33 protein-coding genes and 1 riboswitch are annotated in these 26640 nt (G+C 47.3%); of the genes, 22 read left to right on the top strand and 11 right to left on the bottom strand.

Annotation, left to right across the window (positions count from 1 at the left end):
• The first annotated feature begins 705 nt into the window (after positions 1–705).
• Positions 706–1077: a TM2 domain-containing protein gene (locus tag ACE41H_RS22780; protein WP_375357860.1), complete on the top strand. Its 372-nt coding sequence runs from the start codon at positions 706–708 to the stop codon at positions 1075–1077.
• Entirely contained in the window at positions 1077–1496 is a 420-nt protein-coding gene (locus ACE41H_RS22775; protein ID WP_375357859.1) for an NINE protein, read from the top strand. Before ACE41H_RS22780 ends, ACE41H_RS22775 begins: the two co-directional genes overlap by 1 nt.
• Positions 1497–1614: 118 nt before the next feature.
• Here the strand turns inward: ACE41H_RS22775 and ACE41H_RS22770 are convergent, their stop codons facing one another.
• The gene (locus tag ACE41H_RS22770) at positions 1615–1830 is read right to left on the bottom strand and encodes a cold-shock protein (protein ID WP_375357858.1); all 216 of its coding nucleotides are present in this window, start codon (positions 1828–1830) and stop codon (positions 1615–1617) included.
• Positions 1831–1934: 104 nt separating this feature from the next.
• The gene (locus ACE41H_RS22765) at positions 1935–2135 is read right to left on the bottom strand and encodes a cold-shock protein (RefSeq protein WP_017813974.1); all 201 of its coding nucleotides are present in this window, start codon (positions 2133–2135) and stop codon (positions 1935–1937) included.
• A 430-nt stretch (positions 2136–2565) separates the two neighbouring features.
• Positions 2566–2670: riboswitch (TPP riboswitch) on the top strand.
• A 102-nt stretch (positions 2671–2772) separates the two neighbouring features.
• Here ACE41H_RS22765 and thiD point away from each other — a divergent pair.
• The 3 genes from thiD (at position 2773) to ACE41H_RS22750 (ending at position 4918) form a co-directional block, all read left to right on the top strand.
• On the top strand, positions 2773–3603 hold the full coding sequence (thiD, locus tag ACE41H_RS22760) for a bifunctional hydroxymethylpyrimidine kinase/phosphomethylpyrimidine kinase (RefSeq protein ID WP_375357857.1): 831 nt from the start codon (positions 2773–2775) through the stop codon (positions 3601–3603).
• Positions 3600–4280, top strand: a complete 681-nt coding sequence (gene thiE / locus ACE41H_RS22755) for a thiamine phosphate synthase (RefSeq protein WP_375357856.1) — start codon at positions 3600–3602, stop codon at positions 4278–4280. Before thiD ends, thiE begins: the two co-directional genes overlap by 4 nt.
• Positions 4281–4534: 254 nt before the next feature.
• Positions 4535–4918: a hypothetical protein gene (locus tag ACE41H_RS22750; RefSeq protein ID WP_375357855.1), complete on the top strand. Its 384-nt coding sequence runs from the start codon at positions 4535–4537 to the stop codon at positions 4916–4918.
• A 99-nt stretch (positions 4919–5017) separates the two neighbouring features.
• On the opposite strand, the gene pyk is transcribed toward ACE41H_RS22750, so the two are convergent.
• Positions 5018–6433 (bottom strand): pyruvate kinase, encoded by a 1416-nt coding sequence (pyk, locus tag ACE41H_RS22745; RefSeq protein WP_375357854.1) that lies wholly within the window; start codon positions 6431–6433, stop codon positions 5018–5020.
• Positions 6434–6539: 106 nt separating this feature from the next.
• On the opposite strand from pyk, the gene ACE41H_RS22740 reads away from it, so the two are divergent.
• The 4 genes from ACE41H_RS22740 (at position 6540) to ACE41H_RS22725 (ending at position 8204) form a co-directional block, all read left to right on the top strand.
• Positions 6540–7325, top strand: coding sequence for a helix-turn-helix domain-containing protein (locus tag ACE41H_RS22740; RefSeq protein WP_375357853.1), 786 nt, complete (start codon positions 6540–6542; stop codon positions 7323–7325).
• 119 nt (positions 7326–7444) lie between these two features.
• A complete protein-coding gene (locus ACE41H_RS22735) occupies positions 7445–7732 on the top strand; it encodes a nucleotidyltransferase family protein (RefSeq protein WP_375357852.1) in 288 nt (95 codons plus the stop codon).
• Positions 7713–7904: a HepT-like ribonuclease domain-containing protein gene (locus ACE41H_RS22730; protein WP_375357851.1), complete on the top strand. Its 192-nt coding sequence runs from the start codon at positions 7713–7715 to the stop codon at positions 7902–7904. Before ACE41H_RS22735 ends, ACE41H_RS22730 begins: the two co-directional genes overlap by 20 nt.
• Positions 7905–8048: 144 nt before the next feature.
• Complete coding sequence (locus tag ACE41H_RS22725) at positions 8049–8204, top strand: hypothetical protein (protein WP_375357850.1); 156 nt, start codon at positions 8049–8051, stop codon at positions 8202–8204.
• 48 nt (positions 8205–8252) lie between these two features.
• Here the strand turns inward: ACE41H_RS22725 and ACE41H_RS22720 are convergent, their stop codons facing one another.
• The 3 genes from ACE41H_RS22720 to ACE41H_RS22710 all read right to left on the bottom strand — a co-directional run bounded on the left by ACE41H_RS22720 (position 8253) and on the right by ACE41H_RS22710 (position 11488).
• Positions 8253–10007, bottom strand: coding sequence for a DUF4365 domain-containing protein (locus ACE41H_RS22720; RefSeq protein ID WP_375357849.1), 1755 nt, complete (start codon positions 10005–10007; stop codon positions 8253–8255).
• 790 nt (positions 10008–10797) lie between these two features.
• Entirely contained in the window at positions 10798–11241 is a 444-nt protein-coding gene (locus ACE41H_RS22715; protein ID WP_375357848.1) for a putative toxin-antitoxin system toxin component, PIN family, read from the bottom strand.
• Entirely contained in the window at positions 11222–11488 is a 267-nt protein-coding gene (locus ACE41H_RS22710; protein ID WP_375357847.1) for an AbrB/MazE/SpoVT family DNA-binding domain-containing protein, read from the bottom strand. Before ACE41H_RS22710 ends, ACE41H_RS22715 begins: the two co-directional genes overlap by 20 nt.
• 261 nt (positions 11489–11749) lie before the next feature.
• Between ACE41H_RS22710 and ACE41H_RS22705 the strand changes: the two genes are divergently transcribed.
• Positions 11750–12823 carry a transposase gene (locus tag ACE41H_RS22705; RefSeq protein WP_375357846.1) on the top strand — a complete coding sequence of 358 codons (1074 nt, stop codon included), beginning with the start codon at positions 11750–11752 and terminating at the stop codon, positions 12821–12823.
• Entirely contained in the window at positions 12796–13224 is a 429-nt protein-coding gene (locus ACE41H_RS22700) for a hypothetical protein (RefSeq protein WP_375357845.1), read from the top strand. Before ACE41H_RS22705 ends, ACE41H_RS22700 begins: the two co-directional genes overlap by 28 nt.
• A 173-nt stretch (positions 13225–13397) precedes the next feature.
• Here ACE41H_RS22700 and ACE41H_RS22695 read toward each other — a convergent pair whose 3' ends face one another.
• On the bottom strand, positions 13398–13610 hold the full coding sequence (locus ACE41H_RS22695; protein ID WP_375357844.1) for a helix-turn-helix domain-containing protein: 213 nt from the start codon (positions 13608–13610) through the stop codon (positions 13398–13400).
• 127 nt (positions 13611–13737) lie between these two features.
• On the opposite strand from ACE41H_RS22695, the gene ACE41H_RS22690 reads away from it, so the two are divergent.
• The 3 genes from ACE41H_RS22690 (at position 13738) to ACE41H_RS22680 (ending at position 14809) form a co-directional block, all read left to right on the top strand.
• The gene (locus ACE41H_RS22690; protein ID WP_375357843.1) at positions 13738–14079 is read left to right on the top strand and encodes a hypothetical protein; all 342 of its coding nucleotides are present in this window, start codon (positions 13738–13740) and stop codon (positions 14077–14079) included.
• A 93-nt stretch (positions 14080–14172) separates the two neighbouring features.
• Positions 14173–14436 (top strand): hypothetical protein, encoded by a 264-nt coding sequence (locus ACE41H_RS22685; RefSeq protein ID WP_375357842.1) that lies wholly within the window; start codon positions 14173–14175, stop codon positions 14434–14436.
• On the top strand, positions 14420–14809 hold the full coding sequence (locus tag ACE41H_RS22680; protein WP_375357841.1) for a retropepsin-like aspartic protease: 390 nt from the start codon (positions 14420–14422) through the stop codon (positions 14807–14809). The genes ACE41H_RS22685 and ACE41H_RS22680 overlap by 17 nt, the downstream gene beginning before the upstream one ends.
• Before the next feature lie 309 nt (positions 14810–15118).
• Here ACE41H_RS22680 and ACE41H_RS22675 read toward each other — a convergent pair whose 3' ends face one another.
• The gene (locus ACE41H_RS22675; RefSeq protein ID WP_375357840.1) at positions 15119–16402 is read right to left on the bottom strand and encodes a Gfo/Idh/MocA family oxidoreductase; all 1284 of its coding nucleotides are present in this window, start codon (positions 16400–16402) and stop codon (positions 15119–15121) included.
• Positions 16403–16563: 161 nt separating this feature from the next.
• Between ACE41H_RS22675 and ACE41H_RS22670 the strand changes: the two genes are divergently transcribed.
• Together ACE41H_RS22670 and ACE41H_RS22665 are read left to right on the top strand one after the other, a co-directional pair.
• Positions 16564–17412, top strand: a complete 849-nt coding sequence (locus tag ACE41H_RS22670; protein WP_375357839.1) for an AraC family transcriptional regulator — start codon at positions 16564–16566, stop codon at positions 17410–17412.
• A gap of 59 nt (positions 17413–17471) precedes the next feature.
• A complete protein-coding gene (locus tag ACE41H_RS22665) occupies positions 17472–17741 on the top strand; it encodes a hypothetical protein (protein ID WP_375357838.1) in 270 nt (89 codons plus the stop codon).
• A 158-nt stretch (positions 17742–17899) separates the two neighbouring features.
• Here ACE41H_RS22665 and ACE41H_RS22660 read toward each other — a convergent pair whose 3' ends face one another.
• The 3 genes from ACE41H_RS22660 to ACE41H_RS22650 are packed head-to-tail and all read right to left on the bottom strand — an operon-like array spanning position 17900 to position 20976.
• Positions 17900–18793, bottom strand: a complete 894-nt coding sequence (locus ACE41H_RS22660; RefSeq protein ID WP_375357837.1) for a carbohydrate ABC transporter permease — start codon at positions 18791–18793, stop codon at positions 17900–17902.
• Positions 18783–19655 carry a carbohydrate ABC transporter permease gene (locus ACE41H_RS22655; protein ID WP_375357836.1) on the bottom strand — a complete coding sequence of 291 codons (873 nt, stop codon included), beginning with the start codon at positions 19653–19655 and terminating at the stop codon, positions 18783–18785. Before ACE41H_RS22655 ends, ACE41H_RS22660 begins: the two co-directional genes overlap by 11 nt.
• Positions 19656–19674: 19 nt before the next feature.
• Positions 19675–20976 (bottom strand): ABC transporter substrate-binding protein, encoded by a 1302-nt coding sequence (locus tag ACE41H_RS22650; RefSeq protein WP_375357835.1) that lies wholly within the window; start codon positions 20974–20976, stop codon positions 19675–19677.
• Positions 20977–21243: 267 nt separating this feature from the next.
• Here ACE41H_RS22650 and ACE41H_RS22645 point away from each other — a divergent pair, with 267 nt between their 5' ends.
• From ACE41H_RS22645 to ACE41H_RS22620, 6 genes are all read left to right on the top strand, one after another.
• Positions 21244–22140 carry a helix-turn-helix transcriptional regulator gene (locus ACE41H_RS22645; RefSeq protein WP_375357834.1) on the top strand — a complete coding sequence of 299 codons (897 nt, stop codon included), beginning with the start codon at positions 21244–21246 and terminating at the stop codon, positions 22138–22140.
• 267 nt (positions 22141–22407) lie between these two features.
• Complete coding sequence (locus tag ACE41H_RS22640; protein ID WP_375357833.1) at positions 22408–23736, top strand: helix-turn-helix domain-containing protein; 1329 nt, start codon at positions 22408–22410, stop codon at positions 23734–23736.
• Between the two features lie 199 nt (positions 23737–23935).
• Entirely contained in the window at positions 23936–25357 is a 1422-nt protein-coding gene (locus ACE41H_RS22635; RefSeq protein ID WP_375357832.1) for a helix-turn-helix domain-containing protein, read from the top strand.
• A 288-nt stretch (positions 25358–25645) separates the two neighbouring features.
• Entirely contained in the window at positions 25646–26152 is a 507-nt protein-coding gene (locus ACE41H_RS22630) for a hypothetical protein (protein WP_375357831.1), read from the top strand.
• Entirely contained in the window at positions 26139–26363 is a 225-nt protein-coding gene (locus ACE41H_RS22625) for a hypothetical protein (RefSeq protein ID WP_375357830.1), read from the top strand. The genes ACE41H_RS22630 and ACE41H_RS22625 overlap by 14 nt, the downstream gene beginning before the upstream one ends.
• A 90-nt stretch (positions 26364–26453) precedes the next feature.
• On the top strand, positions 26454–26606 hold the full coding sequence (locus ACE41H_RS22620; RefSeq protein WP_375357829.1) for a hypothetical protein: 153 nt from the start codon (positions 26454–26456) through the stop codon (positions 26604–26606).
• Positions 26607–26640 lie beyond the last annotated feature (34 nt).

Raw genomic sequence — 26640 nt, 5'->3', positions numbered from 1 at the left:
AAGTTAGCAAAAAGCTGTCTGCTTTGATTCAGCGTCAGCTCCAGCAGTAGATCTCCGTTTTGCCCAGTTACATCAAGCCTGTTTGCCGATCATGCTGCGAAAGTTGAGTAACTTATAAGTGAATTCCTTTTTTGCTCTAAGCCGTTGAGGTAGCCTGCGCTATTGCGATTAAATTTTTTGCGTAATATAACGCTGGTTAAACGCTGATCCCACAATGTTTTTCGAGATTTATAGCGAGTAAAGCAAACCGAGCGCAGTCGTGAAATGACATGTTCTTGGCGCAGCGCATCATTTCACCATTGCGTACGATGTAACTGTTCCAATTACGAAGTCCCGTAATACGACTGCGTGTGCGCAGTCTGGATTTTTACAAGCATAAGCCATGCTCCATGCATGGATGATTCCGTCTCTTGTGACAATCTTTTTCTCCCATGCGGTATGGGTTCTCCGCAATTAGATTCACAGCGTGGACGGGCCCAAGGCTATTCATGACAAACGCCGGTTAACCGGCTTCGGAACCGGCTCTTACAATCGAGTGATGAGCGGGATTGCGGAACTGAGACAAGCCAGGGTTCCATATAATATTCTAACGGTGCTGCATAGACAACAAGTCAAAGCACAATACAAAATTTTCCTCGCCACCCTTTACAAAATCTGATAAGATAGATTTGATTTTTACTGTCATATCAACGGGGGTTATGTCAATTGAGCTATAATATTGTTAGAAAAAGTCAACTGGATACCAGAGAGCTGATGCTGCTGGAGTCCGAAGTCAAAGCCCGGGGCAAAAATATGGTCGTCGCCTACGTGCTGTGGTATTTCCTCGGCATGTTCGGAGGACACCGGTTTTACATGAAGAAAACCGGCAGCGCCGTCGCACAGCTGATCCTTTCGATCACCGTGATCGGAATGATTGTCACTTCGATTTGGTGGGTGGTAGATGCATTCCTTCTGCACACCTGGGTTAAAGATCACAACGAAAGAGTGGAAGACCGGCTGATCCATGAAATTACGTCCAGAAGATCCTTTGATAGCCATAATAACTATAACAACCATGATAACCATGTGGTGTTCTAATGAAGCTGACCAGAGAACAGTTAACCGTCAATGAGATGCTGATTTTGAACTCGGCCATGCGGGACACGGAAAAATCTCTGGCGCTCGCCTACCTCATGCTGATCGGAGGGCATTTGGGCGTACACCGCTTTTATCTGAAAAGAATTGCCACCGCTCTCGTGCAGCTTGTCTTGTTTATTCTGGCCTTTATCTTTTACGTAGGCTTTTACGTTGCGGTGGAGTTTGAAACCGGACCGTTCATGATGCTGTCAGGAATTCTTCTGGTGCTGTTCGGAGGGGCGCTGACCGTGTGGGTCATTGTCGATCTGTTCCTGATGCCCCGTATGGTGCGTGAATGGAACCAGCGGGCGGAAGCGGATATTATGGCTCAACTTTATCAGCTGCGTCTGACTAATAAACAGCAAGGTATAGAAGTGTAAAAAACCTGTGCGCTTGAGAAAACTCAGGCACACAGGTTTTTTTGTTGTCTGCGGGACCGCAGCGAAAAGGCACCAGCCATGGGCCAGTACCTTGAATAAACTAATGATGGCTGTAAACCTAACTGCTCTTGGTGGGGGGGAAGCTGCTGTTAACGAGCACGACTAGCTTTTTCTCGCTTTTCTCCATCACGGAACCGCATAGAGAACAGGTTGGCTGAGCAGAGAATGCGAAATTATCTCTCATCCAGCCTTTACACGTATCACTGGTGCAAGACCAAATTACAGTGATCTCCTCAGGAGTCTCTTCCATTGGCTTTTTGCGCGAATTGTACATGAGCGTCCCCTCTTTTCCTATGAATTGTAAAGCAATATAAAAGCATCTGTTCCTCCGCCAGAAAAGAAAAGCCCCAAACCAGAGTTCGGGGCAGCATGGCAGAATTACAGTTTTACAACGTTCTCAGCTTGTGGTCCGCGGTTTCCTTCAACAACGTTGAACTCGACACGTTGGCCTTCGTCCAAAGTTTTGAAACCGTCGCCTTGGATTGCGCTGAAGTGTACGAATACATCGTTACCACCTTCAACCTCGATGAATCCAAAACCTTTCTCTGCGTTAAACCACTTAACTGTTCCTGTTTGCATGTGGAAATACCTCCAAATAAATATTTATATGACCTCTTATTTTTGTTCAAAATAAAAATTCACATATTGTACAAGGTTACCCTTAACCTGAGACAATAACCCTCTACAATATGCGAATGAAGATCCGTATTCCAGTAATTGCATTATAGCACATTCAGAATACAATTACCAGCTAACGGCGAAATAACATTTTCTCCTATGTATCGGGGGTAAGGGAGAACGCTAACGTAAGCGGCATTTTTCCTGTATCGCCATCATGTCTGGTTATCATCAAGTTTCAGGGGACACTTGCCTACCTTATTTATTTCCTGCTTTTCCGTTTCTATACCCTCCTCTGCAAAAAAATGTTCCGCCTATTTTTGAACCTTTACAATCCCCCTGTCATCATGTATATAGTTATATGCAGTCATTCAATCGAATAAGAGACTTGTTCAATCACTAGGGGAGCCTTCCCGGCTGAGACGAAGCTGTCTGCTTCGGACCCTTTGCACCTGATCTGGATCATACCAGCGGAGGAAAGTGAGACGATACGTCCAGCGGCATCAACCGGCCTTTTACTGCTTCTTATCGTGGACCCGTCCCCTTTCCTCCGGAAAAGGGCGGGTCTTTTGTATGTACAAGGAGGGGATGAGCGGTTATGACAACAGCAGAAACAGCAAAAGCATTAACGATCGCCGGCTCTGACAGCGGCGGCGGCGCAGGCATTCAGGCAGATCTCAAAACCTTTCAGGAGCTCGGCGTCTACGGGATGTCCGTGCTTACAGCCGCCACTGCACAGAATACACTTGGAGTGCAGGGGGTTTTCCCGCTCACGGCAGAAGCGGTGGCCCGCCAGCTGGATTCGATCGGCGAAGACCTCACACCTGATGCAGTAAAAACCGGCATGCTGTTCAGCGCAGACATCATTGAGGCCACCGCCGACAGAATCGCCCATTATGGGTGGCGCAATCTCGTCATCGATCCCGTTATGGTCGCCAAGGGCGGGGCACCTCTGCTGAAGGCCGACGCGGCAGTCACCCTGATCCGCGACCTGCTTCCGCTTGCAATGATCATTACCCCGAACCTGCCCGAGGCGGAAATGCTCACCGGCACGAAGCTTTTCAAAGCGGAAGACATCAGGGAAGCGGCACGGCGCATCCACGCCATGGGGCCGGATATGGTCATCATGAAGGGCGGGCATGCCGGCGGCGATCTGGCCAGGGATCTTCTGTATGACGGCACGGAATTCACGGTGTTCGAAAGTCCACGGATACATACGATGGCGACACATGGCACGGGCTGCACGTATTCCGCAGCGATAACGGCGGGTCTCGCCAAGGGGCTTACCACGACTGAAGCGGTGCGTGTGGCCAAGGATTTCATTCAGGCTGCGATTGAGGACAGCCTCGACATCGGATCAGGACATGGACCGACCAACCATTTTGCCTACCGGCGAAGACGTTCGCAGAATGGGGGTGAGCTGAAATGAGCAGCTCCTTTGATAGACGGATCGACCCGGCGAAGCTGCGCCGGCAGCTTGCCGTGTATTTCATTATGGGCAGCATCAACTGTGGCGGCAAAAATCCCGTTATAGTTCTGCGCGAGGCGATCGCGGGTGGGGTCACCATGTTTCAGTTCAGGGAAAAAGGTACAGGCGCCCTGACCGGGAAGGCGGCTTACGAGCTGGCGCGGGAGCTGCAGGCGGTCTGCCGGGAAGGCGGTGTGCCCTTTATCGTCAATGACGATGTGGAGATGGCGGCTGCGCTCGGTGCCGACGGCATTCATGTCGGACAGGAGGACAGCCCGGCCTCCTCCCTGCGCAGCAGGCTTGGGCATAACACCATTGTGGGCGTGTCCGCGCACTCGGTGGAAGAAGCCCGGCACGCTATCGCCGACGGAGCGGATTATCTCGGCGTTGGTCCCATGTATCCGACTCTGTCCAAAAGCGATGTCCGCCCTGTACGGGGCCCACACCTGATACAGGAGCTGCGCAGCCATGGCATCACCGTTCCGCTCGTCGGCATCGGCGGGATTACGCCTGCAAAGGCATCGCCTGTTCTTTCCGCCGGAGCGGACGGGATATCTGTCATTTCAGCAATCTCCCAGGCTGAAGAGCCAGGGCGGGCGGCAGCGGCCTTTGCCGCTCTGTACGGCAAGACCACCTAGAAAGAATGCGTTGTTCCCCTTTCCCTTTGCGTTAAGGAGAGGTTGATCAAAGACATGGCTATATGTGCCGCTTGAAGGGGATTTTTTATCGTTGAACCTGGGTGATCCTTTGGGCAGATTTTTAACCTGCTTTAAGCTTTATTTAAGATTGATCGGTTACAATACAACATGTAAGCAACCTTCCACTCCAACATCATCAATGGACACATGCCGCCAAGCACATAAGTTCATGCAATTGAAGAAGGAGACCTCTTATGAATTTGAAAAGAATACTTATATTCAGCACCTTGGCCCTTGCCATTTCCATCGGCGAATCCATAGGCAGCAGCACGGCGTCCGCAAGCACAGCCGTCAAACCCAAACAGCAGGAAGCAAAGGTTGTTAAAGAAGACATTGTACAGATACTGGGTCTTTCCTCAGACGAAGAATTATATCATGCATTGTATGACGGCAAAACGATGGCCGATATTGCCGGTGAAACCGGCGCTGATATGAACCGGATTATCCATTTGCAGGTGGCAGAGCTGACGGACCAGCTGAATCAGCGGCTTACCCAAGGCAGCATTACGCGCGAGCAGTATGAGGCGCAAAAATCCGAATTGACGGAAGTTGTGAAACGCAGTGTGTACGGGAGTTAAACAGCAAAAAGGCGCGGACTTTTTTAAAAGAATCCGTGCCTTTTACTCATTGTTCCACAGAATGTATTATGGATTTTGTCAGCGCTTTATCTACAAATGCTACACCTGCTGTACCTTGATCAGATTCGTGTTGCCAGTTTGACCGATGGGTACGCCGGCGGACAGAACAACCGTGTCTCCCGGGCAAATATAGCCTGTTTCAATGGCGTTGCGAGTCGCCGTTTCGAACATTTCATCCGTGGTCGTCATTTTGCCGCCCAGAACCGGAATGACACCGGACAGCAGACAAATTTTCGGCAGCACCTCTTGATGCTGGGTGACGGCAATGATCGGCGCCTGTGGGCGGTACTTGGAGATCATGCGCGCCGTAAAGCCGCTTTCGGTCGCTATAATAATCGCACTGGCGCTCAGCTCCAGCGACGCGCTTACCGCGCTCTGGCTGATGACCTCGGTAATATTGGTGAGTTGACCCGCTCTTTTCTTATTGAACTGCTCCATGTAATCGATAATAGATTCCGCCTGCTTGGCGATAGATGCCATCGTTTGCACGGACGGAACGGGATATTTGCCAGCAGCCGATTCCCCGGACAGCATGACCACGTCGGCGCCCTGTGTAACCGCATTAAATACGTCGCTTACCTCCGCCCGGGTCGGACGAGGATTCACCTGCATCGACTCCAGCATATGTGTTGCAACAACAACCGGCTTACCTGCGAGATTGCACTTGTCGATCATTTCCTTCTGCAGCATCGGCACTGTCTCAATCGGAACCTCTACCCCCAGGTCACCGCGCGCCACCATAATTCCGTCAGAAGCCTTGATAATCGCGTCCAGATTCTCCATGCCTTCCTGATTTTCGATCTTGGAGATGATCTGCACATGGCCTGCGTTATGGCTCTTCAGAATGCGGCGGATTTCCAGAATGTCCTCGCCTTTACGCACAAAAGAGGCTGCAATAATTTCCACCTGGTTCTGAATGCCGAACTCAATATGCTTCACATCACGCTCGGTGACACCAGGCAGGGAGGTATGAATGCCCGGCAGGTTGACGCCCTTGCGCGGCTTCAGCTTCCCGCCGCTCACAATGCGGCAGCGAATTTCCGTTCCTTCAACGGCAAGCACGGTCAGGTCAATCAAACCGTCATCGATCAGAATCCGGTCTCCCGCCTTCACGTCCCGGGTCAAATCCGGGTAGTTTACGCCAATGCGCTTGGCATCCCCAAGAATCTCCTCTGTCGTCAAAACCAGTTCTTCCCCGGTTTTCAGCTCACAGGACTCTTCCTTCAGCTTGCCGATCCGTACCTCGGGCCCTTTGATGTCCATCATAATCGGCACGTACGTTCCCAGCTCGGACGCTGCCTGACGCACATTTTTCATGCGCTGCACATGTTCATCCAGCTCCCCGTGCGCCATATTCAAGCGAGCCACCGTCATCCCCGCCTGAATCATTTCCTTCAACACCGGAACCGAGTCGCTGGCAGGGCCGATGGTACAAATAATTTTCGTTTTCAGCATGATTGATCTCTCCTCCGTTTTTTCTTCATTGTAGCGTTTCCATTTCGTTAAGACTATGAAATATAGTATAGTAAATAGACTATAGTACAATCACGGGAGCCGTCATATGATCACAGTTGCAGATGTACAGCATCATCAGGGAATGGACTGGTACACGGAGAGCACATCATGCCCGGACAGCTATACGCTGTGTCTCGTCACCTACGGCAAGTGTGTATATTGGGTAGAAGGGCAGAAGACAATCGTTGACAAAGGCAGCATGCTGCTGATCCCACCCCGTTTAGGCTTTTATGGCAAAAGCATCCCCACCCTGTTCCATAGCAAGTATGTGATCATTTTTCGAAAATCATGTGCTGAAGAAGAAGGACTGCCTCTGCTGGACCGGACCAAAATCGTGAAGCTGAAGCTGGGCTGCTATGAGCTGGTGCGGGAACGTCTGCGGAGTATTCTTCATCAGTGGGAGGATAAACCGTCGTATTACAAACATATGACAAACGCACTGCTGACAGAGGCCCTGATCTATATTAACCAGGAATGGGATCGGGGAATGATTGCCGATGAGAAGCACAGGCATGTGGAACGAATGAAGGACTATATTCAAGCGCACTACCGGGAAAAGGTGACCAAGGAGGAGCTGGGCGAGGTGATTCAGCGAACGCCCAATTATGCCGCCACACTCTTCCGCAGCGTCACGAACCAGACGATCAGCGAGTATGTGCACAGCCGCAGAATGAAGACGGCTATGTACATGCTCACGGAATCCCGGCTTACCGTGCAGGAGGTGTCGGAGTATCTCGGCTACCGGGACGCCACGTATTTTCACCGAATTTTCAAAAAAATGACGGGTGCCTCCCCGTCCGACTTCCTGCATGAGCGCTCGCGGATTAAGTAAATGGCACCCTTCCTCTCCTGGCCATGAACAACGGCATTCGTCCGGTTCGACTGATATCAAAAAAATAACTCTTTAGGTTATAATGAAAGCAAAATAATGATTCATAGGAGGGAAGTTCAGTGAAGCGAGAACACATTGAAAGTAAATTGAGAACTGAAAAGCAGTATTTAAAGGAACATTTTTATGTCGAGAAGATTGGCTTATTTGGTTCCTTTGCTCGTGATGAACAGACAGAAACGAGTGACATCGATTTATTAGTTGAATTTTCTCGGCCTGTTGGATTTGAATTCCTGGATTTGAAGCATTATTTGGAAGCTATATTTAACCGTCCAATTGATCTTGTTACGCCTAATGCCATCAAACCTTACATGAAGGAAGAAATACTCAGTGAGGTACAATATCAATGAAGCGGCATATCAAGAAGTTCCGTGGAGGAATATGATCGGACTAAGAAACATTTTGATTCATGAATATTTTGGAATTGATGAAAGCATCATCTGGGAAGTAGCCACAAGAAACTTACAAGAAATAAAACCACTAATTATGAAGGCTATCCAGGAAGCGAGAGACTTCACCTAAACTGTATTCACACTGCGAGGCAGTGTCCTATTATGCTTGGCCGTAAAATGTCCTTTCAATGTAAAAAGATTGCTTGATAGCGTTCGTACATCCGACGCTCTTTGAAAACTTTGGTTCAATTATAGAAAAAGGAGAGATGAAAAAATGGCATCAATGCTGAAACCAATTCAAGAAACTCCAGAACTTTCTGGAAAATTCGCAAAAGACTTTGTAGCTGAAGTCCTAAAAAAACCTTCTGAAGCTGCTATTGGAAGAAATAAAAGAGCACAGTCTTTGCTTAGAAGCTCCTTATTTCGTTAGCAGGTCATGGTCAACATATCCTTTATTATATTCGAGGGCTAATTCATCTTATAATTTCTCGAAAAACTTAAATATAGGAAGTGTTTTAAAATACTCTTGTTTTTCTGGAAACATTTGCTCAAAAGTAAGGGTGCTTTCAACTCGATTTCTTAGAAGAACATTCACGCAAAAAAGAAGATTAAGATTATTATCTTTTATCGCAAGTATTTTTTTTTGGTATAGAATATTGCTCTCATCAATTGTTAGATCCTCGTTTCTCCAAAGTTTTATTTGAAGTTTATTTATCAAGATGTAATCTTCCCCTTCACTTTCAGTTCCAATAGTTCTATCATAAATGTAATTTGCGAGATCTAGGAGCTCTCTATTACCGGATTGCACGTAAGCATTGATACAGCTCAAACAAAATTTATTTGTATAGTCAGCAACTAGCTCGTTAGAAAAGGGATCACATCTATCAAAAGAGTATTTAATCTTTTGAATATTCAGATTTACACCTTTTACTAAGGACTCCTCAGTCAGAAGTACATATATGCTATGGAAATGCTTATTATCATTCTCTCCTTGAACATAAACCCCAATTTCTGCTACTTCATGAGCAAAAGCGTTTAGGAATCTATCCTCTGCAAAAGGGTTATAAAAAAGAACTACACACTTGTTTCCCAATTTATAGTTAACAAAACCTTTGTTATCAGGCATAGTCAATCCTGCGTAATTCTTGATGTACACTCTATGAACAAGCCACTCCATTTCTCTTCCTGTGTCTATATCCTTACTCTCTTCTATAACAAATTCCGGATTGATTCCAAGTAAATCAAAGGTATATTCCAAATCTTCTAAAAAGCTCTGCCAACACCGTAGTTCTACTAAGATGTCATTCTGCGGTAACATTTGTATTATATTCTCTTCAAAGCTTAACTTCTGACCAGAGAAAAGACTGATTAGCATTGGAATTATTCTTTTTTGCGCTGCAAGTGAGTTAAAATTCAAGTACCTATAACTTACATCATTTCTGCTGAACTCAAAAATAAATGAATTCTCTAAAATCAAGGTATCTACAGATTCCTTAAAAATGTTTTCTGTGAAAATATCATATTCAGAATCACCATCAGTAAACTTTACTATTTGACTGGCCCCAATAGAGTTAAACCTAACTTGTACTAAAGGAAAGTGAGTTTGATTTAGAATGCCGTACATTGTAAAGTCGTGGTCAAAGATCTTGCGTAACGGCTCGGTAGGATTAAGTGAGTATGTTAGACTTGAAAATTTAAATTTTTGAAAATCATCAATATTAAATGGTCTATGGCGAATCAATTCCCTTGGTTGATGCTCCTGCTCAGCAAGAAACTTACAGCAAATATCATAAAGTCTTGTTTCCCCTATGGGTCTCAATTCAATGACCCTTGATTTCTGTTTTCCATATCTCTGAAGTAACTCATGAATTTCAAGTGCCAGAAGTGACTTATAATACAGCTTGGTTTCCCCGCTTGGTTTTACTTCACCCACTAATAAAAGCACACCATCCGAACTTAAAAAATTACGATAGTCAGCGATATCAAAGCTAAACGTAATCAATCCTTCGCAAAATTCTTCAACTTCTGTTCCTTTTACTTGGACCGGAACCCTGCCAATAAGCGATTCTTTAGTTTCTGTGTCATCTGACATAACAGAAATATGACCGTCGAACGAGATTCCCTTGTCCCCAACAGATATCTCAGGTATCAAATAAGATCCTGGCGCATCGGCCAGACTTTTGATGGTATTAACAGTAAGTCGCTCTTTTTTTGAATTGGATAGTTCAGCCATATTTAATCTCCTTTTCCTTTAACCCTTAATTTCTCTCAGTCTTGCTTTAATGCTTCCCCGGCTCGGTTGCGTATTAAGAACCGAGGTTTTAAACGCCAGCGTACCCTTTTTCTTGATTTGACCTATGTAGAAAGAGATATATTCAATCTACCAACCGGTTTCCCGCGTCCGGTGCGAAAAATCATATCGCAAGGCATAGAAAGTAATATCCTGAATTCTTCTCATTCGTCCCTGGTCGCGGTGCTCTTGAGCGACCGGAGCCAATTGTATGCCTGGGTTCGGTCAGGCGGTCCCCGCACGTAGTGTAACAAAAACATACGGGCTACTCTTTGCCCGCTCGCCGTAGATAAGTCATAAGTGGTCAACGCACTTCATTCGAAAAGTCAATCACCCGCTGCTTGTTGCTTTTGTAACCGCCCCCACGCCCAACTTTCGAAAAATCTGCGAGTCCTCCATGCACAGCCAAGACACATCACTGTCCCAACAGCCAGCCCAGTACTACCCCAGTGCGAACAACGCCGCTTCTTCGGGCCGTGTCTTCTCGCTGATCCGGCATGAAGATCGGGGACCCAGCACCGGTCGCGACGGGTTCTTTATATCACGGGTTGGATCTTATAGCAGGTCTTCGTCCAGCCATCGGTAAAATCAATTACGGCACTCTTGACCGGGCTACGGTGGTAGATACTCTGTCGCAGTTCCCACAACTCCTTCAGGTCGGCGGCCAAAGCCGTCGGGGGTAAACAATTCTGGACGAGAGTCGGTTGCGGATTAAATCACAATCATATATATGCTAGTGGTTTATTTCTTGGTTGAAGCTTCTTAAAAAGTCAGCAGGCGTAACTACAGTGAAGTATTCCTGAATCTCCGAAGTATGAAAATCGTAATCGCCGGTGACTAAAAAGTCAGGCTGGACAACAATGGCGGAAACCAGGATCGGAAGATCGGCGATGTCACGAATCGGCGGAGCCTCCACCAAAGAAAGGTCTGAAGGCGTGTACGCAAGCTCAAATTCTAATGAAGTGAGGAACTTGTCCCACTGAGAAAGGCGATTTGGGAATTTCCGTTCAATGACCTTCGAAGCCTCGGTTAGGGTAAAGCTGCAGATAACCAATTCATGTTCTTCAATAACATAGCGCAGGAGCTTGGCGCTAATGGATTTTTCGGACAAAACAGCTGAAATCAGGATATTCGTATCGATAAAAATCCTTAAACTCTTATTTCCCTTGTCGCTCATTCCAAAGTTCCTCCCGCACCCGCTTCAATTCATCTAGCACATCCTGTTCAGAAATACTGTGCTCTTTGGCATCTTTGCTAAGTGCATCTTGCAACTCCCGAAGCGCCAATAAGCTAGCTTTTGTTATGATGACTTTTCCCTCGTCCTGAACGAAAGCAACCCTATCACCTTCGCTCAAGTTAAGGGCATCGCGAATGCTTTTTGGAATGGTGACTTGTCCTTTGGAACTGATTCTTGAAACTTCCACACTTTCACACCACCTTTCTTATTTCTTTGTTTTCTTTACTTTCTTTACTCAACTTTACCACATGTCATCAATATTTAAAAGTAAAACTAGCACTCCAGAGCACACCAGTTTTTCATACATATTTTTCTCTTCTATTTTACTGGACAGTGAAAAGTTCTTGTCGAAAAATCGACGAATAGTAAAATAACCCAATCAAGCGAATCTGTAGTATCCTTAAGGTTCTCAGGCCAGAAAGGAGAGCAGATCGCAAGAGAGGGTTACTTGAATAGTGTACTCTTTTTTCTTACGATCGACCAGTCCATGTTGAAATTAATGAATGAAATTCTGTGTGCATTTCGAGCTTGCTTCACCCGCACGGCCGCCTTCCAGTGGTTCGTGGTCATCGTCGTTGGTCTGATGGTTCGTTCCGACCATCTCGGTGTGACCTCTATTGTCCGGGATCTGTCGTTGGATCCGCGTCATTACGAGTCGATGATCCATTTCTTCCGCTCCTCCGCCTGGTCGCTGGAATCGCTGCGGCTTGCCTGGCAGGAAGCCGTTCGCCGTTTCGCTCCGCTCCTGTACGTGCGCGGACAGGTCGTGCTCGTCGGCGACGGCATGAAACAAGCCAAGGAGGGACGGCAGATGCCTGGCGTCAAGAAGCTGCATCAGGAATCCGAAAATGTTTCCAAGGGCGAGTACATCTTTGGCCATTTGTTCGGCGCGATCGGCATTCTGGCAGGCACACCGAACAAGTGGTTTTGCCTGCCCCTGTTCATGAATCTGCAGGACGGCGTGAAAGCCATATTCGGATGGACAGGCCATTCCAAGGAGCGTCAGGCTTCCCATGTCGTGCAAATGATTGAGCAAGCCTTCGTCTCCGCTCGCACCTTCGGCGGGGCGCTGCTTCTGTTGGATCGGTATTTTCTGTCCATCCCCGCGCTACAGCGGTTGGCCGAAGGAGATCGGGCCGGCGATGGACGTCTGCAGATCGTCACCAAAGCCAAGATGAATGCCGTAGCCTACGAAAGGCCTGAACCGAAGAAGCCGGGCCGCGGCCGCCCGCCGAAGAAAGGCAAGACGCTGAAGCTTGCCGAGTTGTTCCAGTCACGCACGACCGATTTTCAAACCGCTGCTGTAACGATCTATGGCAAGGAGGAAACCGTCTCCTTCCTGTGTCTGGATTTGTTATGGGGACAGGGCCTGTATCAAGAGTTGCGCTTCGTCCTCGTTCGGCACGGCGATCGCCTCTCCATTCTCGTCAGCACCGATCTGACGCTGGAGGCGGCGGAGATCATCGCGCTGTACGGATACCGTTTCAAGATCGAATGCACGTTTCGGGAAATGAGCAAGTGATCGGTGCGTTCGGCTATCGCTTCTGGAGCGCGTCGATGCCGAAGCTGAACCGCTACCGTCGCAAAGGAGAGCCGGATCCGCTGGAGCAGGTGACAAACGAGTCGGATCGGGAACGGATTCGGTTGACCCTCCGAGCCATCGAAGGCTTTGTCATGTGCAGCGTCATCGCGACGGGCATCGTGCAGCTTCTCGCATTGCGCTTTTCCGGTCGTACGCCTGCGCTATTCTTCCGCTATCTTCGCACGCCGTCCAAATCTATCGTGTCGGAGGCGACGATCGCGGTTTACTTGCGCCAATCGCTTTTTCGCTTGTTTGCTCAAAACCCGCATCTGGCGCTAACCCAAATTATTCGTTCCAAGCAGAAATCGGCCCATCCGGACGCGGATTCGCTTGCTTCTTAAACGTGAGAACTTTTCACTGTCAAGTATTTTAAAATTTTCAAAAATGATCAGTATCTCTCTGTCAATCTTCCTGCATGAACGCTCGCGGATTAAGTAACCGGCGCCCTACCTCACTTCTCGGGAGGAAGCCTGGTACGTTACACGCATTTCCCCCGTTCTTACTCTTCTTTGTCTTATTTTTCAACAATAGTAATGATGTCACGGATGTCTGTAATGTTCAGTGCATCTGCAATCCGTTCAATATGCCTGAAATTAATGTTTTCCCGCTTTCCACTGATCAATTCGGATATCGCTGCCCTTCGGACATCCGATTTCAGGGCTAATTCGTTCATTGTAATATTATTTTTCTTCAATAACGCACCTAATGTCACTTCTACTTTTTTCATTATCAACACCCCAAGCTTATGATTTACGATATTGACCGTACTCATAAGCGTACGATATAATCATTTCAAATGACGTACGCATAAGCGTACAAATAGTAGAATAAAATTTATCATGGGGTGTGGTCTCATGTTTGAACCCGTTTGTATTGTATTAGGCCCGTATGATGAGAATGAGCTTGGTTATAATCTGACCCGAGGATTTTTGGTTGATGATCACCATGTTATGTATGTAGCTGAAGGTTATTTATGGCTTCGCAAGGTTAACCAGGCAGCTAGGCATAACGGTCTATATATAGACGATCCCAGTGCTGCCGGATTAATTTTGGCTTCAAATGTTGTGCAATTAGACGATGATTTTTTAGTTAAAGTTCACAACAAACTCACCACGATGAATGCATTAGAGTTTATTATTTCTGAGTTACATAGTTTGGTTACCGGGGATATATTTTTTAACGTTAGTTCACCTTAGAATGCATCCATGATTGCCTCGAATTCATCCTTATCTGATAGTTTCTAGGCAATTAAAAATGGTAAAATAGAATTCAAAAGGAGGCGATTCTCGATGTTGTGGGGGGAAGTTAGGGAACTTTTTCCTGATCAGTTTGTGTTGGTCGAAGAATTAAAGTCTCATTACGAAGACAATAAGCTTCATGTGGAAGAAGTAGCTGTAATCAAACCTATACCTGATCCGCAGGAAGCGTTAAAAGAATTATTTTCCGCTAAGAATGAACGTTTTGTTTATCATACTTCTAACGAAGCGATTATTGTAGAAGTACGGGACAAACCTATGATCAGGAGAACTCGTAAACATGAATCTGGAATATAGAGAGGGGTTATTATTTTCCAATATTACTATTACACATTGTGGGAAAACAATCCAATTCCAAAATGTTGTCATTGATACTGGGGCGGCTGAATCCATTCTTTCTATTGACGTTGCCCCGGAGTTATTCAATGCATACGAACCAGAGGACCAAATTCGGTTTATGACCGGTATTGGCGGAAGAGAGGCTGCCGTGCGCAGAAGAATTCACGAAGTGGAGTTTCATTCCTTTCAGGGTGTTCATTTTCCCATTGATTTCGGGCGTATTGGTGATGATAACAGAATTGATGGCCTGATAGGGCTGGATATTTTGATCCCAGGTCGGTTTATTATTGACCTGAATAGGTTGGAGATTTATACCGCGATGAATGACTAAGTCAGACGTAAATGGCTGTTGTTCCTAAAGGGTGTCGATAAATCCAATTTGGGAGGTGGCACTCACCATAAACGAGCTTATATTGAAGCTGGTACAAAAGAAGCTCGAATCATCGATCCTGCTGGGTCTTTAACTATTTCTTGCGGTCATACGCTTAAACGGCGTCGGGTTTAGGACCCTGTGTTTTCCCAACAAAGATGAACAAAAAAACTGGCGCTCTCCAAGAGCAACGCCAGTTTTTTAGAATAAAGAAAGAATCGCAAGAAAACTTCCGCTAAATACGGTCTACCTTCTTTGAAGGTACGTCGATTAAAGCTGAATCAAGTCCTTAATCCTTACAGGCTGTCCTGTCTGTATCGACCGGTTCGCGGCAATGCCTGTCATGATCGACCAAGCGCCGTCCTGATGCGAGGCGGCCCGCTTGAAGCGGTCTTCCGCCGGCTTGTCGAAAATGTCGCGCAGCATCAACGGGTCCCCGCCGCCGTGACCACCGGACTGCTCTTCAATTTCCACATCATAAGGAGCTGCGTGGATTGGGAAAACGCGGATTTGTTTTGACTTGAGCGCCCCTTCCTTGTCCTTATCTCCTCCGGAGTTCACGTAGGATTGCTCCGTCACCTTCACTTCCATGCGGCCTTGGGTGCCGTTGAAGACAATGATGAAGCCCTCCCATGGCATAAAAGCATTCAGCGAATAGTTCATGACAGCCTTATTCTGATATTTCACCATCACACTCATCGTATCCTCGATGCTGATGTTATCGCCGAACACGCTCTGATCGCGCAGGTACCCGTCCTCCTTCTCAGCCTCCAGGTACATCTGCTTCAAATGTTCATTGCTGTCCAGATGCTGCGCGAACGGGTCATTTTCCGCCGCCTTGCTGCCGAACGCCCGTTGGTAGAACTCGGTGATGCCGCGGTTCTCCGCATTTTCTCTGCCGTAAAAACGTAAATCCCCCTGCGCGTATACCAAATCCGGCTTGGAGCCAAGCCAGAAATTCATGAGGTCGAAATGGTGGGTGGATTTGTGCACCAGCAGCCCGCCGCTGTTGCGCTTGTCGCGGTGCCAGCGTCGGAAATAGTCCGCACCATGCTGCGTATTTAGCAGCCATTCGAAGTTCACCGAAATGACCTCACCGATGGCGCCGTCCATGATCAGCTCCCTGATTTTCGTATTATGCGGAGCGTAACGGTAGTTGAAGGTTACCCGCAGCTTTTTCCCCGTCCGCTCGATCGCGTCCAGAATGGCCTCACACTTCTCTTCATCCACGGTCATCGGTTTCTCGGAGATCACATCACAGCCAAGCTCCATGGCACGGATAATATATTTATGATGCACCCGGTCTACAGTCGTTACTATAACGGTGTCCGGCTTAGTCTCCTCGATCATGCGGTCGAACTCATGCGCTTTATAGGTCGGCAGCGCGGGATAATCGTATTTCTCCTGCAGCAGCCGGTTGGCGTAATCCATGCGGATCTGGTTCACATCACAAAAAGCCACCAGCTCAGAGGTCTCCTTATACACGGTGGCCAGCTCTCTGTAAAAAAACTCGGCACGTCCTCCAGTGCCTACAAGTGCATATTTTTTGCTCATTTCACGGTTCACACCCTTTCGTCGAATGCTTCCATGATATAGTATAGAAAACATCAAGTTCTAAGCATTTATTGGTCTTTTTACATAAAACTATGCATATTTTATTCTCTTTTGATTGCGCTTACAGAATTGAATCTGCCCTTAGGAAAGGAGCGCTTCTCATGGCAACCGAGCCCCATTTCTCGATCGAACGGATCAAACGGACGGAGCCCTTCAGCATGGCCTTTGATCACATGCATGATTCCTATGAAATTTATTATCTGTTATCCGGCGAAAGATACTATTATATCGACAACAGGCTGTACGCCCTGCAGGCCGGTGACCTGATTTTTATTCATAAGCATGGGCTGCACCGCACGACCAACAAAGGGGACGCCTCTCATGAGCGGATTTTGATCAATTTTGATGAAGCATTTATATCCCCTTCCCTCAATATGCAGGAGACAAAGGAGCTGCTGATACAGCAGCATTTTCTGCTGCGTCCCGGCGAGCGGGAGCGGGCGGCAATCCTGGGCATGCTGGAAGTCCTGCTGACGGAAAATGACCGGAACGATTCGTTCCGGCCCATCTGCCAGCGCTCTGTGCTCGTGCAATTGCTGGTATATATCCGGCGCCTGCACAACGTGCAGTATGTGCCCATCGTTCCCGAGGGCAGCGAAAAGCAGCAGCGGGTGTATGCCATCATCGAGTATATTGAAGCTCATTTTGCCGAGAATTTGACACTGGACCAGCTGTCCTCCGCCTTCTACATCAGCAGCACATACCTATGCAAAATATTCAAGCAGACCACCGGCTTCACAGTCGTGGAATACATCCGTTACGTCCGCATCCGCCAGGCCCAGCAATATTTGAGGGAGACACGCTGGCCGGTCACCCGCATTGCGGAGCTGGCGGGCTTTGACAGCATCGCCCATTTCGGGCGGGTATTCCGGCAGCTGACCGGACGCTCTCCGCTGCAGTACCGGAAGCAGTTTTTGCGGGAAAACAATGCTGATGAAGCCGCTACTTGAGCAGAGGACAAGTCAGATGATAAAATACTCTCAAAGGCTGTTAATGGAGCGTGACAAATTTGAAAGAAGTGGAGAATCGTCTCGATGAAATGGAAAAGCGGATGGACGCAAGGTTTGACCAGATGGATGCAAGGTTTGACCGGATGGAAAACATGTTAACCCAACTCATCGGAATTGTAGGCGAAACAAATAAAAAGGCCGACAACTTGGACAAACGACTCAACGGACTGGAAAAGGATATAAAAATTATCAAAACTGAAATGCCTAAAATGAAAAGGCTAATAAATGAACATGATAGCGATATAACGGAATTGAAATTCCAGAAATAAGCATGAAGTCCTGGAAATAGGGCTTTTTTCTTTTTTTAGTTCGCCAAGTGTATACATCTCTTCGCAAGATTAACCTATTTCGCTGAGATATTTGCGAATTTTAGCACTAGCCCGGAGAAGACCTCTCCTTCCCCGGGCTTTTCATTTATTGCCGCTAATTACCCCTTAATACCCGTCATCGTAATGCCTTCAATAATTTGCTTCTGGGCAAATATATACACCACCAGCACGGGAATCACGGAAATGGTCGTGCCCGCCATCATCAGGGCCCAGTCTGCGGTGTACAGCCCCTTGAAGCTGTTCAGCAGCAGGGGGACCGTGAATTTCTCCGGTGTGTTCAGGTAAATGAGCGGATCAAGAAAGCTATTCCACGCCCCCAGGAAGGTAAAAATGCCAACCGCCGCCAGCGCCGGGCGAATCAAGGGCAGAATGACGTTCCAATAAATCCGGATATGCCCCGCCCCGTCCACCACCGCCGCTTCCTCCAGATCGCGCGGAATGCCCATGACAAACTGGCGCAAGAGAAAAACAGCGAAGGCATTAAATAAAGCGCCCGGCACGATAATCGACCAATGCGTGTCCAGCCACCCCACTTTATTCATGACGAGATACAGCGGAATCATGGTGACCTGCTTCGGGATCATCATGGTGGACAGAAAGAGGATGAACAGAACATCACGTCCTGGAAAACGGATCTTCGCAAAGGCATATGCAGCCATCGAGGCTGTAAACAGGGTCGAAAGCACAACGAGGGCAGTAATATAGAAGCTGTTCCCGTAAGCTTGCACGAAAGGCATCGCCTGCAGGGAATCCGGGTAATTGCTCCAAACGACAGGGTCCGGAATCCACTGTGGCGGGATAACGAAAATTTGCGAAATATCCTTCAGCGAGCTGAGGATCGTCCACAAGAACGGGAAAATCATCAGAAGAGAGCCCGCTATCAAAAGCAGATGCCGCAGCCAAACGCTCACTCCGAGAGATGAAGCAAGGCTGGCGGAACGATCCTTCACCCGGCTTCCCCTGCTATGAACATGCACGCTTTTAGTCGCCATAATGCACCCACCTCTTCTGCATGCCAAACTGAATGAGCGTAAACACCAGAATGATCAGGAAGAGAATCATAGCAGCAGCCGCGCTTTCGCCCATGGTAAAATCAATAAAGGCCTGATCGTAAATATGATATACAAGCGTATAACTGGCCTTGGCCGGACCACCGTTGGTCATAACGAAAGCCTGATCGAACACCTGAAACGAGCCGATGATCGACATGATCGTCACAAAGAACGTCGTCGGGGACAGCAGCGGCAGCGTGATGTGCCGGAACTGCTGCAGGCGGCTTGCCCCGTCGATCTGGGCGGCCTCATAATAGCTTTTCGATATCCCCTGCAGACCAGCCAGGAAAATGACCATATTGTTCCCCAGCCCCCACCAGATGCTGAGCAGGGCAATGGACGGGATGACCCAGCGGGTATCCGTGAGCCATTGCGGTCCGGTGATGCCGATGTACCCCAGCAGCTGATTCAGAATGCCGAATTCCCCGTTCAGAATCCACATCCAAATCACGCCTACGGATACAGAGCTTGTAACGACTGGCATGAAGAAAAAGAGACGATACAGCTCTTTGCCGGCCGTTTTATTCAGCGCCAACGCCACCAGCAGTGCCAGCAGCATCCCGACGGGGATGACAAGCACCATATAATACACGGTGTTGACCATGGCCTTCCAGAAATGCGGATCAGCAAGCTGACCGGCGAAGTTGGACAAACCCGCGAAGGAAGGAGTGCCAAACCCGTCCCAGTTCATAAAGCTTAAGGACAGCGCATACAGCAAGGGCAGCAGGGAAAAGAACAGCAGACCGATCAGTTGGGGGGTAATAAAAAGGTAGCCCCATAACGCGTGATGCTTCCTTTGCATGGCTTTCACCTCCTTCCGTTTATTTCAGCGCGGCGGCGATCGTCTCCGTGACCCTGGCCACGGTGGTTTTCGCATCCTGCTTGCCAAGGAGCATCAGGTCGATAATCTCCGTAATATCCGGGTTCAGGCCCGGAATCTGGGCGTCATAGGCCATGTTCGAGCCATGGGTATAACCGTCGTCACGCGCCTCGGAAAGGTAGCTCGTATGCTCAATCGTGCTCTTGCTCAAAATGGCCTCGTCCGCGGCGGGAATCGCAGCAAGCGCATTGCCGCCATCCGCCAGCCGGATTTCCTGCCCTTGCCTGGATACATAGAAGGATACGAATTTCATCGCTTCCTTCACATGGGGATTTTTGCTGTTCACCGCAAAATAGGCGCCCGGTACAGCTACAGGCTCTTTTTTCCCCGTGTTCGACGGGAAGGCAATATAATCGAATTCTATGCTTTTATTCTGGGTGAAAAGCGGCTCCAGCCAGCGTCCGGCAGCCAGCATGCCAACCTGGCCTGACATGAACATCGCATCCGCGCCTTGTCCCTTGGGAAGCGAGCCCGAGTACACCGCGTTACCATCCTGCACGAGATCATGCATGAAGCCGAACGCTTCCTTGGCGGGTTCATTTTCATTCAGCACAAGCTTGCCCTGCTCATCAAAAATGCGCCCCCCGTTCGACCACACCCAACTGTACCAGTGTGCCCACCAGTTCTCCATGATGTAGCCCTGCTTGCCTGCCGCCTTCAACTGCCCGGTAACCTCCCTGAACGCCTCCCAGTTCCAGCGGCCTTCATCGTAATAGTGCTGCGGCGATTTGACGCCAGCTTCCTGGAACACCTTTTTGTTGTAGTAAATGACAAACGGGTTGACATCCGGCGGCAGCCCGTATATTTCCCCGTCTTTTCTCGCTGGTCCCCATAATCCTTCCGGAAACTCATCGGCTTGGACATAGCTTTCTTCACTCTGCAAAAATTCGGACAACGGCTGAACCTGACCGGCTTCGATCAAGCGGGCCATAGTCGGCTCACTGGAGTAAAACACGTCCGGCCCCCGGTTGCCCTGGAGGGAAGTCAACAGTTTTTGCTCATACTGATCACCGGGCACAGGCACCAGCTTGACGTGGATTTGCGGATTCTCTTTCGTAAAAGCGTCCAGCGCTTTCTGGTAGACCTTCAATTCAGCGGGGTTGCCCCACGCCTGCATCGTGAGCTGCACACGTTCTCCTTCCGTGCTGCCTCCCGACGAAGACGAGGAACTGCATCCCGCAGCAAGCAGAAGCGCCATTGCAGCCAGTATGGCTTTACGGACCGCTTTATTCCATTGCCTCATCACTGATCCTCCTCGCATGAATTTTTCCTTTTATTCGTATATAAAGCGCTTTCAATATTTCATCTTATGGTTATTCTGTGAACCAGGCCATGATAATGTTTTGCCCTGAGGTGTAAAATATTGCCCTCGACTACTGAAAATCAGGGCATTTCGCGCAATTATTTGCGGTGGAAAGCCCTGATTTCTTCGCTTATGATGGTAATGATTATAATGTTTACCCTTTCCCTGTCCTCGCTTGCACTGCCAATAACCTTTGGGGAGAAGAAAATGAGCGGACACAGCAGGAAACATGCCAGATATGATACCTACGGATTTCGTTTCTTTGAAACTCATAATGACGCCTTCTGCCAGCTCTCGGCGGTAGGCTTTGACAACATAACGGATCCTGCCTACTACTGGAACGGGCTGACCCGAATCGACGGGCCCCTGCATCTGTTCCAATACACCGTGTCAGGGTACGGCCATCTGGAGCTGGGCGGCAAGCTGCACCGGGTCGGTCCCGGTCAGGCCTTCATGGTCGATATCCCCAGCGCCCACGAATACTATCTTCCCTCGTCCAGCGATCATTGGGAGTTCTACTTTATTTTAATCCGCCCGGCCAACCTGCAAGGAAAATGGCTTGATCTCATCTCCCGCATGGGCCATGTGGTCCATATCCCCCCGGACAGCCCTGTCGTGCAGCTGCTTCAGGAAGCCTATCACGCTGCAGCCAGAAATCATATCACCGACGGATTCCGCGCGTCGTCCATCGTATATCAATTTGTAATGGAGCTGTACCGGTTCAGCACTCTGCACAGAAAGAAGAAAGAGACGTGGCCCCCTAAAATCAGGCAGGCCGTCCTGTCGATTGAGGAGCGATATAATACGCTGCAAAGCCTGGAGGAAATAGCGAACGAGGCCGGTTTGTCGAAATATTACTTCACACGGGCTTTTAAGAGCGCGACAGGCTCAACCCCGATGGAATATCTGACCAAAATCCGTATGGCCAAGGCCGTGCGGCTGCTCCGCGAGACAGAGCTTACACTGGAGGAGATTGCCCAGCAGGTCGGATATGCGAACGCCAGCTATTTTATTAAGGTGTTCCGGCGCTGGATCGGCTTTTCTCCCGGTGAGTTCCGGCTCGGTAAGGATCTGGCTTCCGCAAACCGGTTTATTTTTGATTAATCGGGACTATGCCGGTTGGGAAAGAATCCGCAGCAGGCAGCATAGTTCGAGTTTTTTAGCGCCATTTCCGGTTGGTGACTTAATTGCGAGATTTTTAGCAAATTTTCAGCTAAAAAACGCCTGAAAAATATATACATGCATACCAGAAAGCAGTATACTAATTCAGTCAGGAATAAAATTCTAGGTTTGTTTACTAAAGGGCTAAATGATCATTTGTTCGACATCAAGAAATTGCGAAGAATGTCAGCTTATGAAGGAGTGGTTAGATTGGACGAGACAGCCACGATACGCTCAGAAGTCGAGAAATTTATGGAACGCGAAAAGCTGACGCTTAGTGATTTGGGACGCAAGACAGGCCTCAATGTAGGAAGCCTTAGCTCAATTATCACTGGCAGAAGGACCATGTCGGTAAATCAGCTTGACCGCATCACCGGGCTGATGGGGCTCCCGGAAGGTCATTTTTACGAATTGTACATACAAGATAATATGACTGCGACCCAGCCCAATTGGAGACGGCTCAGGCCGTTTATATTCAGATGTGCCGATTTGGACAAGCTGGATTGCATTTATCAGACCGTCAGTTGGCTGCTGGACAATCTGGTGTACTGCCCCATCCTGTTTGATGCGGCGGAAGAGCTGCTGCAGGAAGGAAAAAAGGATGCAGCGGCCATTTTATATGAAGGTGTGGCCGTAACCGAGCATTCCCAGCATTCCGAACGTCTGGCACTCTGCCAATACCGTTTGTTTACGATCAGGGTGGGAAATGATCAGGCACAAAATTTGCATGCAGCGGCCCGGTTCGAGCCATACGCGGAACGGTTGGATGAGGTGCTGCAGCTTGATGCGCTGAAGGATTTGGCGAATGTCTATCGTTCCCTGCGCAAGTGGGACAGGGTGGATAAGTTTGCCGAGCAGATGGACATCCTGGCCAGAATTCATTACTTTGCAGATTCCAGGCAACATCGTAGAGGGGAAGACCCTTATGCCAAGCTAAGCAGACCGCTGTTTGTGTATATTGCTTATAGTGACTTGCTTCGTGGCGAGGTATGTCATGAGCGGGAGGATTTTGAGCAGGCTTTGCAATTTATCTCAAAATATACGGATTTGAGTTGGGTGAAGGAGAATTGTGCAGAGGTTCTGCATTGGAAGGAACAATTTCAGGAATGGGCAACAACGAATGCGTACTCAACAAAACTGTTTTCCGGGGATTTAAGCGTACTGCCGCAATATGTAGTGCATATTAAGACAATAAAGGATGACGTTCTCTTGTCATTGCTCAACATTACTGACTTGGCCAACCGGTTTAATATCAATGTCGATGAGGTTTTTGAACATTTCAAGTCTGAAATACAATATCTAACAGAAGAGAAAAATGCGCCAGGAAGTTATTATGATAATAGATTAAAGGCAGAACGACTTACTCGTTTGTTCAGCGAATTATCTGAATATTATTTACAAAAGGGCGAGATTCAGGTTGGATTTAAGTACTTGTTAGAGAGCCTAGCAAAGTCAGCTTCAATCATCGTCGATCATAACATTGGAAAACGCGTCGGGTTATTGGGGACACCTCAAAACAAAGCTTTTAAAGAAGGTTGACAAAATTTCGGCATAAAGGACATGCTCATTTTGTGGCCAGCTTCTAGAGCTGGTTTTTTACTGTTTTGTGATCAATGCGTGATACACATACATACGAGAAAGTAGTATAATAGTTTAGATAGGAAAAAATTCTAGACTTGCTTGCTACAGGCTTTTTATCATTTGTTTGACATCAAGAATTTGCGGGAAGTGTCAACTTATGAAGGAGTGGTTCACTTTGGTCAATTCAACCACAATACGGTCAGAAGTGGAAAAGTTTATGGAGCTTGAAAAGCTTTCTCTTAGTGATTTAGGGCGCAAAACGGGGCTCAATGTGGGAAGTCTTAGCTCAATCATCACGGGCGGGAGGATCATGTCGGTGAACCAGCTTGACCGCATCACCGAGCTGATGGAACTTCCGGAAGGCCATTTCTACGACCTATACATACAAGATAATATAGCTGCCGCCCAGCCCAATTGGCGGCGGCTCAGGCCCTTTATATTCAAATGTGCCGAATTGAACAAGCTGGACTGCATTCGACAAGTCACGAGTTGGCTGCTGGATAACATCGTGTACTGTCCTGTGCTGTTTGATGCGGCGGAAGAGCTGCTGCAGGCAGGAAAAAAGGATGCCGCCGCCATTTTATATGAAGGTGTGGCCGTAACCGAGCATTCCCAGCATTCCGAACGTCTGGCGCTCTGTCAATATCGTTTGTTTACGATCAAGCTGGGTGACGATCAGGCGCAAAACTTACAGGCAGCGGCCCAATTCGAGCTATATGTAGATCGATTGGATGAAGTCCTGCAGCTTGATGCGCTCAAGGATTTAGCAAATGTTTATCGTTCCCTGCGTGAGTGGAACAAGGTGGACAAGTTTGCCGAGCAGATGGGCACCAAGGCAAGGATGCATTACTTTGCAGAGAACCGGCACAATCGTAAAGTGGGAGATCCATATTCTAAGCTGAGCAGACCGTTGTTTGTGTATATAGCCTATAGTGATTTGCTTCGTGGTGAGGTGTGTCATGAGCTGGCGGAATATGGACATGCGCTGCAATTTATTTTAAATTATACAGATTTGAGCTGGGTCAAGGAAAATGATGAAGAGGTTCTGCGTTGGAAGGGACTTTTTCAGGAGTGGGCAAAAACAAATACGTATGTAACTAAATTGTATTCCGGAGATTTAGGCGTGCTGCCGGAATATGTAGAACATATTAAGATAATAAAGGATGACATTCTCTTATCATTACTTAACATCGCTGAGTTGGCTAACCGGTTTAATGTCAATGTCGATCAAATTTTCGAGCATTTTAGGCCAGAAATTCTACTTTTAACAGAGGGAGAAAATATACCAGGGAACTATTATAATCAAAGATTAATCGTAGAACGGCTTACACGTTTATTCAGCGAATTATCTGAATATTTTTTACAGAAAGGTGAATATATGGTTGGATTTAAGTATTTGTTAAATAGTTTGGAAAAATCGGCTACAATAAACTATGATAGCAACACAGTAAAATGTGTGGGATTGTTTGAAAATTATCGGAACTATGCAAGTCCCGAAATACAGTCAGACTATCAAAAATTATTTAGAGAGGTGTACCAGAATGAAAAGAACAATCGTCTTACTCCTATTCGCCGTTAGCCTTGTATTTACTATAGGAGCACACGAGCCGGTAACTTTTAGCCAGGTATTAGACCATAGGGGAGATGCATAAAGAAATGTTACATAAGCGTACCGGACAGGCCAGCTTTTATAGCTGGTCTTTTTTACTGCACTCTTTCGTAATCCGATTTACTGATATGATATAGAACATGCTTGCTTAAAGAAATGTCACTATCAACTCTCGGGTGATTGAAGGTTTTAAGAAACTTCATACCGATTTTGATCATGACATTTTGGGAAGGTTGATTAATACCTGCGGTAAAGCTGTTGAATCGTAAAATCGACATGTTACAGCAGCTGGCTAAGATCAATGAAGATGGGTATAATGCTGCAATCAGCACGATCTACCGTCTTCGTCTAAGCGATTCGTTGTTCAACACCTCAGATCTAAGGGTTGTAACTGATTTTTCCTTATTTGAACTAGTAGATACGAAGCTAATTAGGCTTTGTGAACAAGGGACAACCGAAACACCTAAAGTCATCGACATCCATGATCCAACATACTCACACTATTCATCTGTAGTGCTGGTTCATGGTGAAAACACAATTGAATATGCTACCAGTGACCGGGAAGGTAGAACGGTGGCCAGTTATTGGATTGACTTGCCATCCGGGAGGACACTGATCTATAATTTCCATTATGATTCTACACACCAAGGAATGGATGATATAATAGAAATGAAAGAGATGTACCGTTATATTAAAGGTATATGTCTACACTTGGAAGAAAAAGGTTTCTTAATTAAGGAGGGACAAACCGATGTCGCATTCTAAACGCTTGAACAATCGATTAAAAGCTAGTAATGAACGACTTCAAGCCATAACAAAAGATATTGGTCGCATTCAGGAAAAAAGTTTGCGTACATGGGCTGCTGTTAAGTTTACTCAGGTCCGCTCCAAAGAATTACAAGACAATTTGGATGAATTGATTATAAAACAAGAAGATAATTTTAATAGACTTGTAACTATTGCGGAGAGAGCATAATAAAAGAGGCCTATCATAGGCCTCTTTTATTGTTTATTTATTCATAGATTTGACAATAATGCTGCTATTACCACTCAAGGGGTGATAGTAGTGAAAGAAAATCATAGAAAGGTTATTCGAGGCAAATTCAGGTTTGGGGAAAATGCCTTTCCATCATCAAAAGAGAAACGGGAAAAAATCATGCGTGATGTAGAAAGAATTAACCGTAAATCCGTTCAAAAAAAGAAAGGAGATCGAGAATAGGCCCCAAAAAATCGGATATGGCCTTTCCTATGAA

The organism is Paenibacillus enshidis (assembly GCF_042136365.1).
GTDB classification, from domain to species: Bacteria; Bacillota; Bacilli; order Paenibacillales; family Paenibacillaceae; genus Paenibacillus; species Paenibacillus enshidis.
The sequence above is the reverse complement of the archived record's forward strand: the minus strand, read 5'-3'. Positions and strand labels throughout refer to the sequence as shown.

Excerpts from the sequence above, each read along its gene's own strand:
- ACE41H_RS22775 (WP_375357859.1), top strand. The coding sequence starts at position 1,077 with ATGAAGCTGACCAGAGAACAGTTAACCGTCAATGAGATGCTGATTTTG.
- ACE41H_RS22770 (WP_375357858.1), bottom strand. The coding sequence starts at position 1,830 with ATGTACAATTCGCGCAAAAAGCCAATGGAAGAGACTCCTGAGGAGATC.
- ACE41H_RS22765 (WP_017813974.1), bottom strand. The coding sequence starts at position 2,135 with ATGCAAACAGGAACAGTTAAGTGGTTTAACGCAGAGAAAGGTTTTGGA.
- thiD (WP_375357857.1), top strand. The coding sequence starts at position 2,773 with ATGACAACAGCAGAAACAGCAAAAGCATTAACGATCGCCGGCTCTGAC.
- thiE (WP_375357856.1), top strand. The coding sequence starts at position 3,600 with ATGAGCAGCTCCTTTGATAGACGGATCGACCCGGCGAAGCTGCGCCGG.
- ACE41H_RS22750 (WP_375357855.1), top strand. The coding sequence starts at position 4,535 with ATGAATTTGAAAAGAATACTTATATTCAGCACCTTGGCCCTTGCCATT.
- pyk (WP_375357854.1), bottom strand. The coding sequence starts at position 6,433 with ATGCTGAAAACGAAAATTATTTGTACCATCGGCCCTGCCAGCGACTCG.
- ACE41H_RS22740 (WP_375357853.1), top strand. The coding sequence starts at position 6,540 with ATGATCACAGTTGCAGATGTACAGCATCATCAGGGAATGGACTGGTAC.
- ACE41H_RS22725 (WP_375357850.1), top strand. The coding sequence starts at position 8,049 with ATGGCATCAATGCTGAAACCAATTCAAGAAACTCCAGAACTTTCTGGA.
- ACE41H_RS22720 (WP_375357849.1), bottom strand. The coding sequence starts at position 10,007 with ATGGCTGAACTATCCAATTCAAAAAAAGAGCGACTTACTGTTAATACC.
- ACE41H_RS22715 (WP_375357848.1), bottom strand. The coding sequence starts at position 11,241 with ATGAGCGACAAGGGAAATAAGAGTTTAAGGATTTTTATCGATACGAAT.
- ACE41H_RS22700 (WP_375357845.1), top strand. The coding sequence starts at position 12,796 with ATGCACGTTTCGGGAAATGAGCAAGTGATCGGTGCGTTCGGCTATCGC.
- ACE41H_RS22695 (WP_375357844.1), bottom strand. The coding sequence starts at position 13,610 with ATGAAAAAAGTAGAAGTGACATTAGGTGCGTTATTGAAGAAAAATAAT.
- ACE41H_RS22690 (WP_375357843.1), top strand. The coding sequence starts at position 13,738 with ATGTTTGAACCCGTTTGTATTGTATTAGGCCCGTATGATGAGAATGAG.
- ACE41H_RS22685 (WP_375357842.1), top strand. The coding sequence starts at position 14,173 with ATGTTGTGGGGGGAAGTTAGGGAACTTTTTCCTGATCAGTTTGTGTTG.
- ACE41H_RS22680 (WP_375357841.1), top strand. The coding sequence starts at position 14,420 with ATGAATCTGGAATATAGAGAGGGGTTATTATTTTCCAATATTACTATT.
- ACE41H_RS22675 (WP_375357840.1), bottom strand. The coding sequence starts at position 16,402 with ATGAGCAAAAAATATGCACTTGTAGGCACTGGAGGACGTGCCGAGTTT.
- ACE41H_RS22670 (WP_375357839.1), top strand. The coding sequence starts at position 16,564 with ATGGCAACCGAGCCCCATTTCTCGATCGAACGGATCAAACGGACGGAG.
- ACE41H_RS22660 (WP_375357837.1), bottom strand. The coding sequence starts at position 18,793 with ATGGCGACTAAAAGCGTGCATGTTCATAGCAGGGGAAGCCGGGTGAAG.
- ACE41H_RS22655 (WP_375357836.1), bottom strand. The coding sequence starts at position 19,655 with ATGCAAAGGAAGCATCACGCGTTATGGGGCTACCTTTTTATTACCCCC.
- ACE41H_RS22650 (WP_375357835.1), bottom strand. The coding sequence starts at position 20,976 with ATGAGGCAATGGAATAAAGCGGTCCGTAAAGCCATACTGGCTGCAATG.
- ACE41H_RS22645 (WP_375357834.1), top strand. The coding sequence starts at position 21,244 with ATGAGCGGACACAGCAGGAAACATGCCAGATATGATACCTACGGATTT.
- ACE41H_RS22635 (WP_375357832.1), top strand. The coding sequence starts at position 23,936 with ATGAAGGAGTGGTTCACTTTGGTCAATTCAACCACAATACGGTCAGAA.
- ACE41H_RS22625 (WP_375357830.1), top strand. The coding sequence starts at position 26,139 with ATGTCGCATTCTAAACGCTTGAACAATCGATTAAAAGCTAGTAATGAA.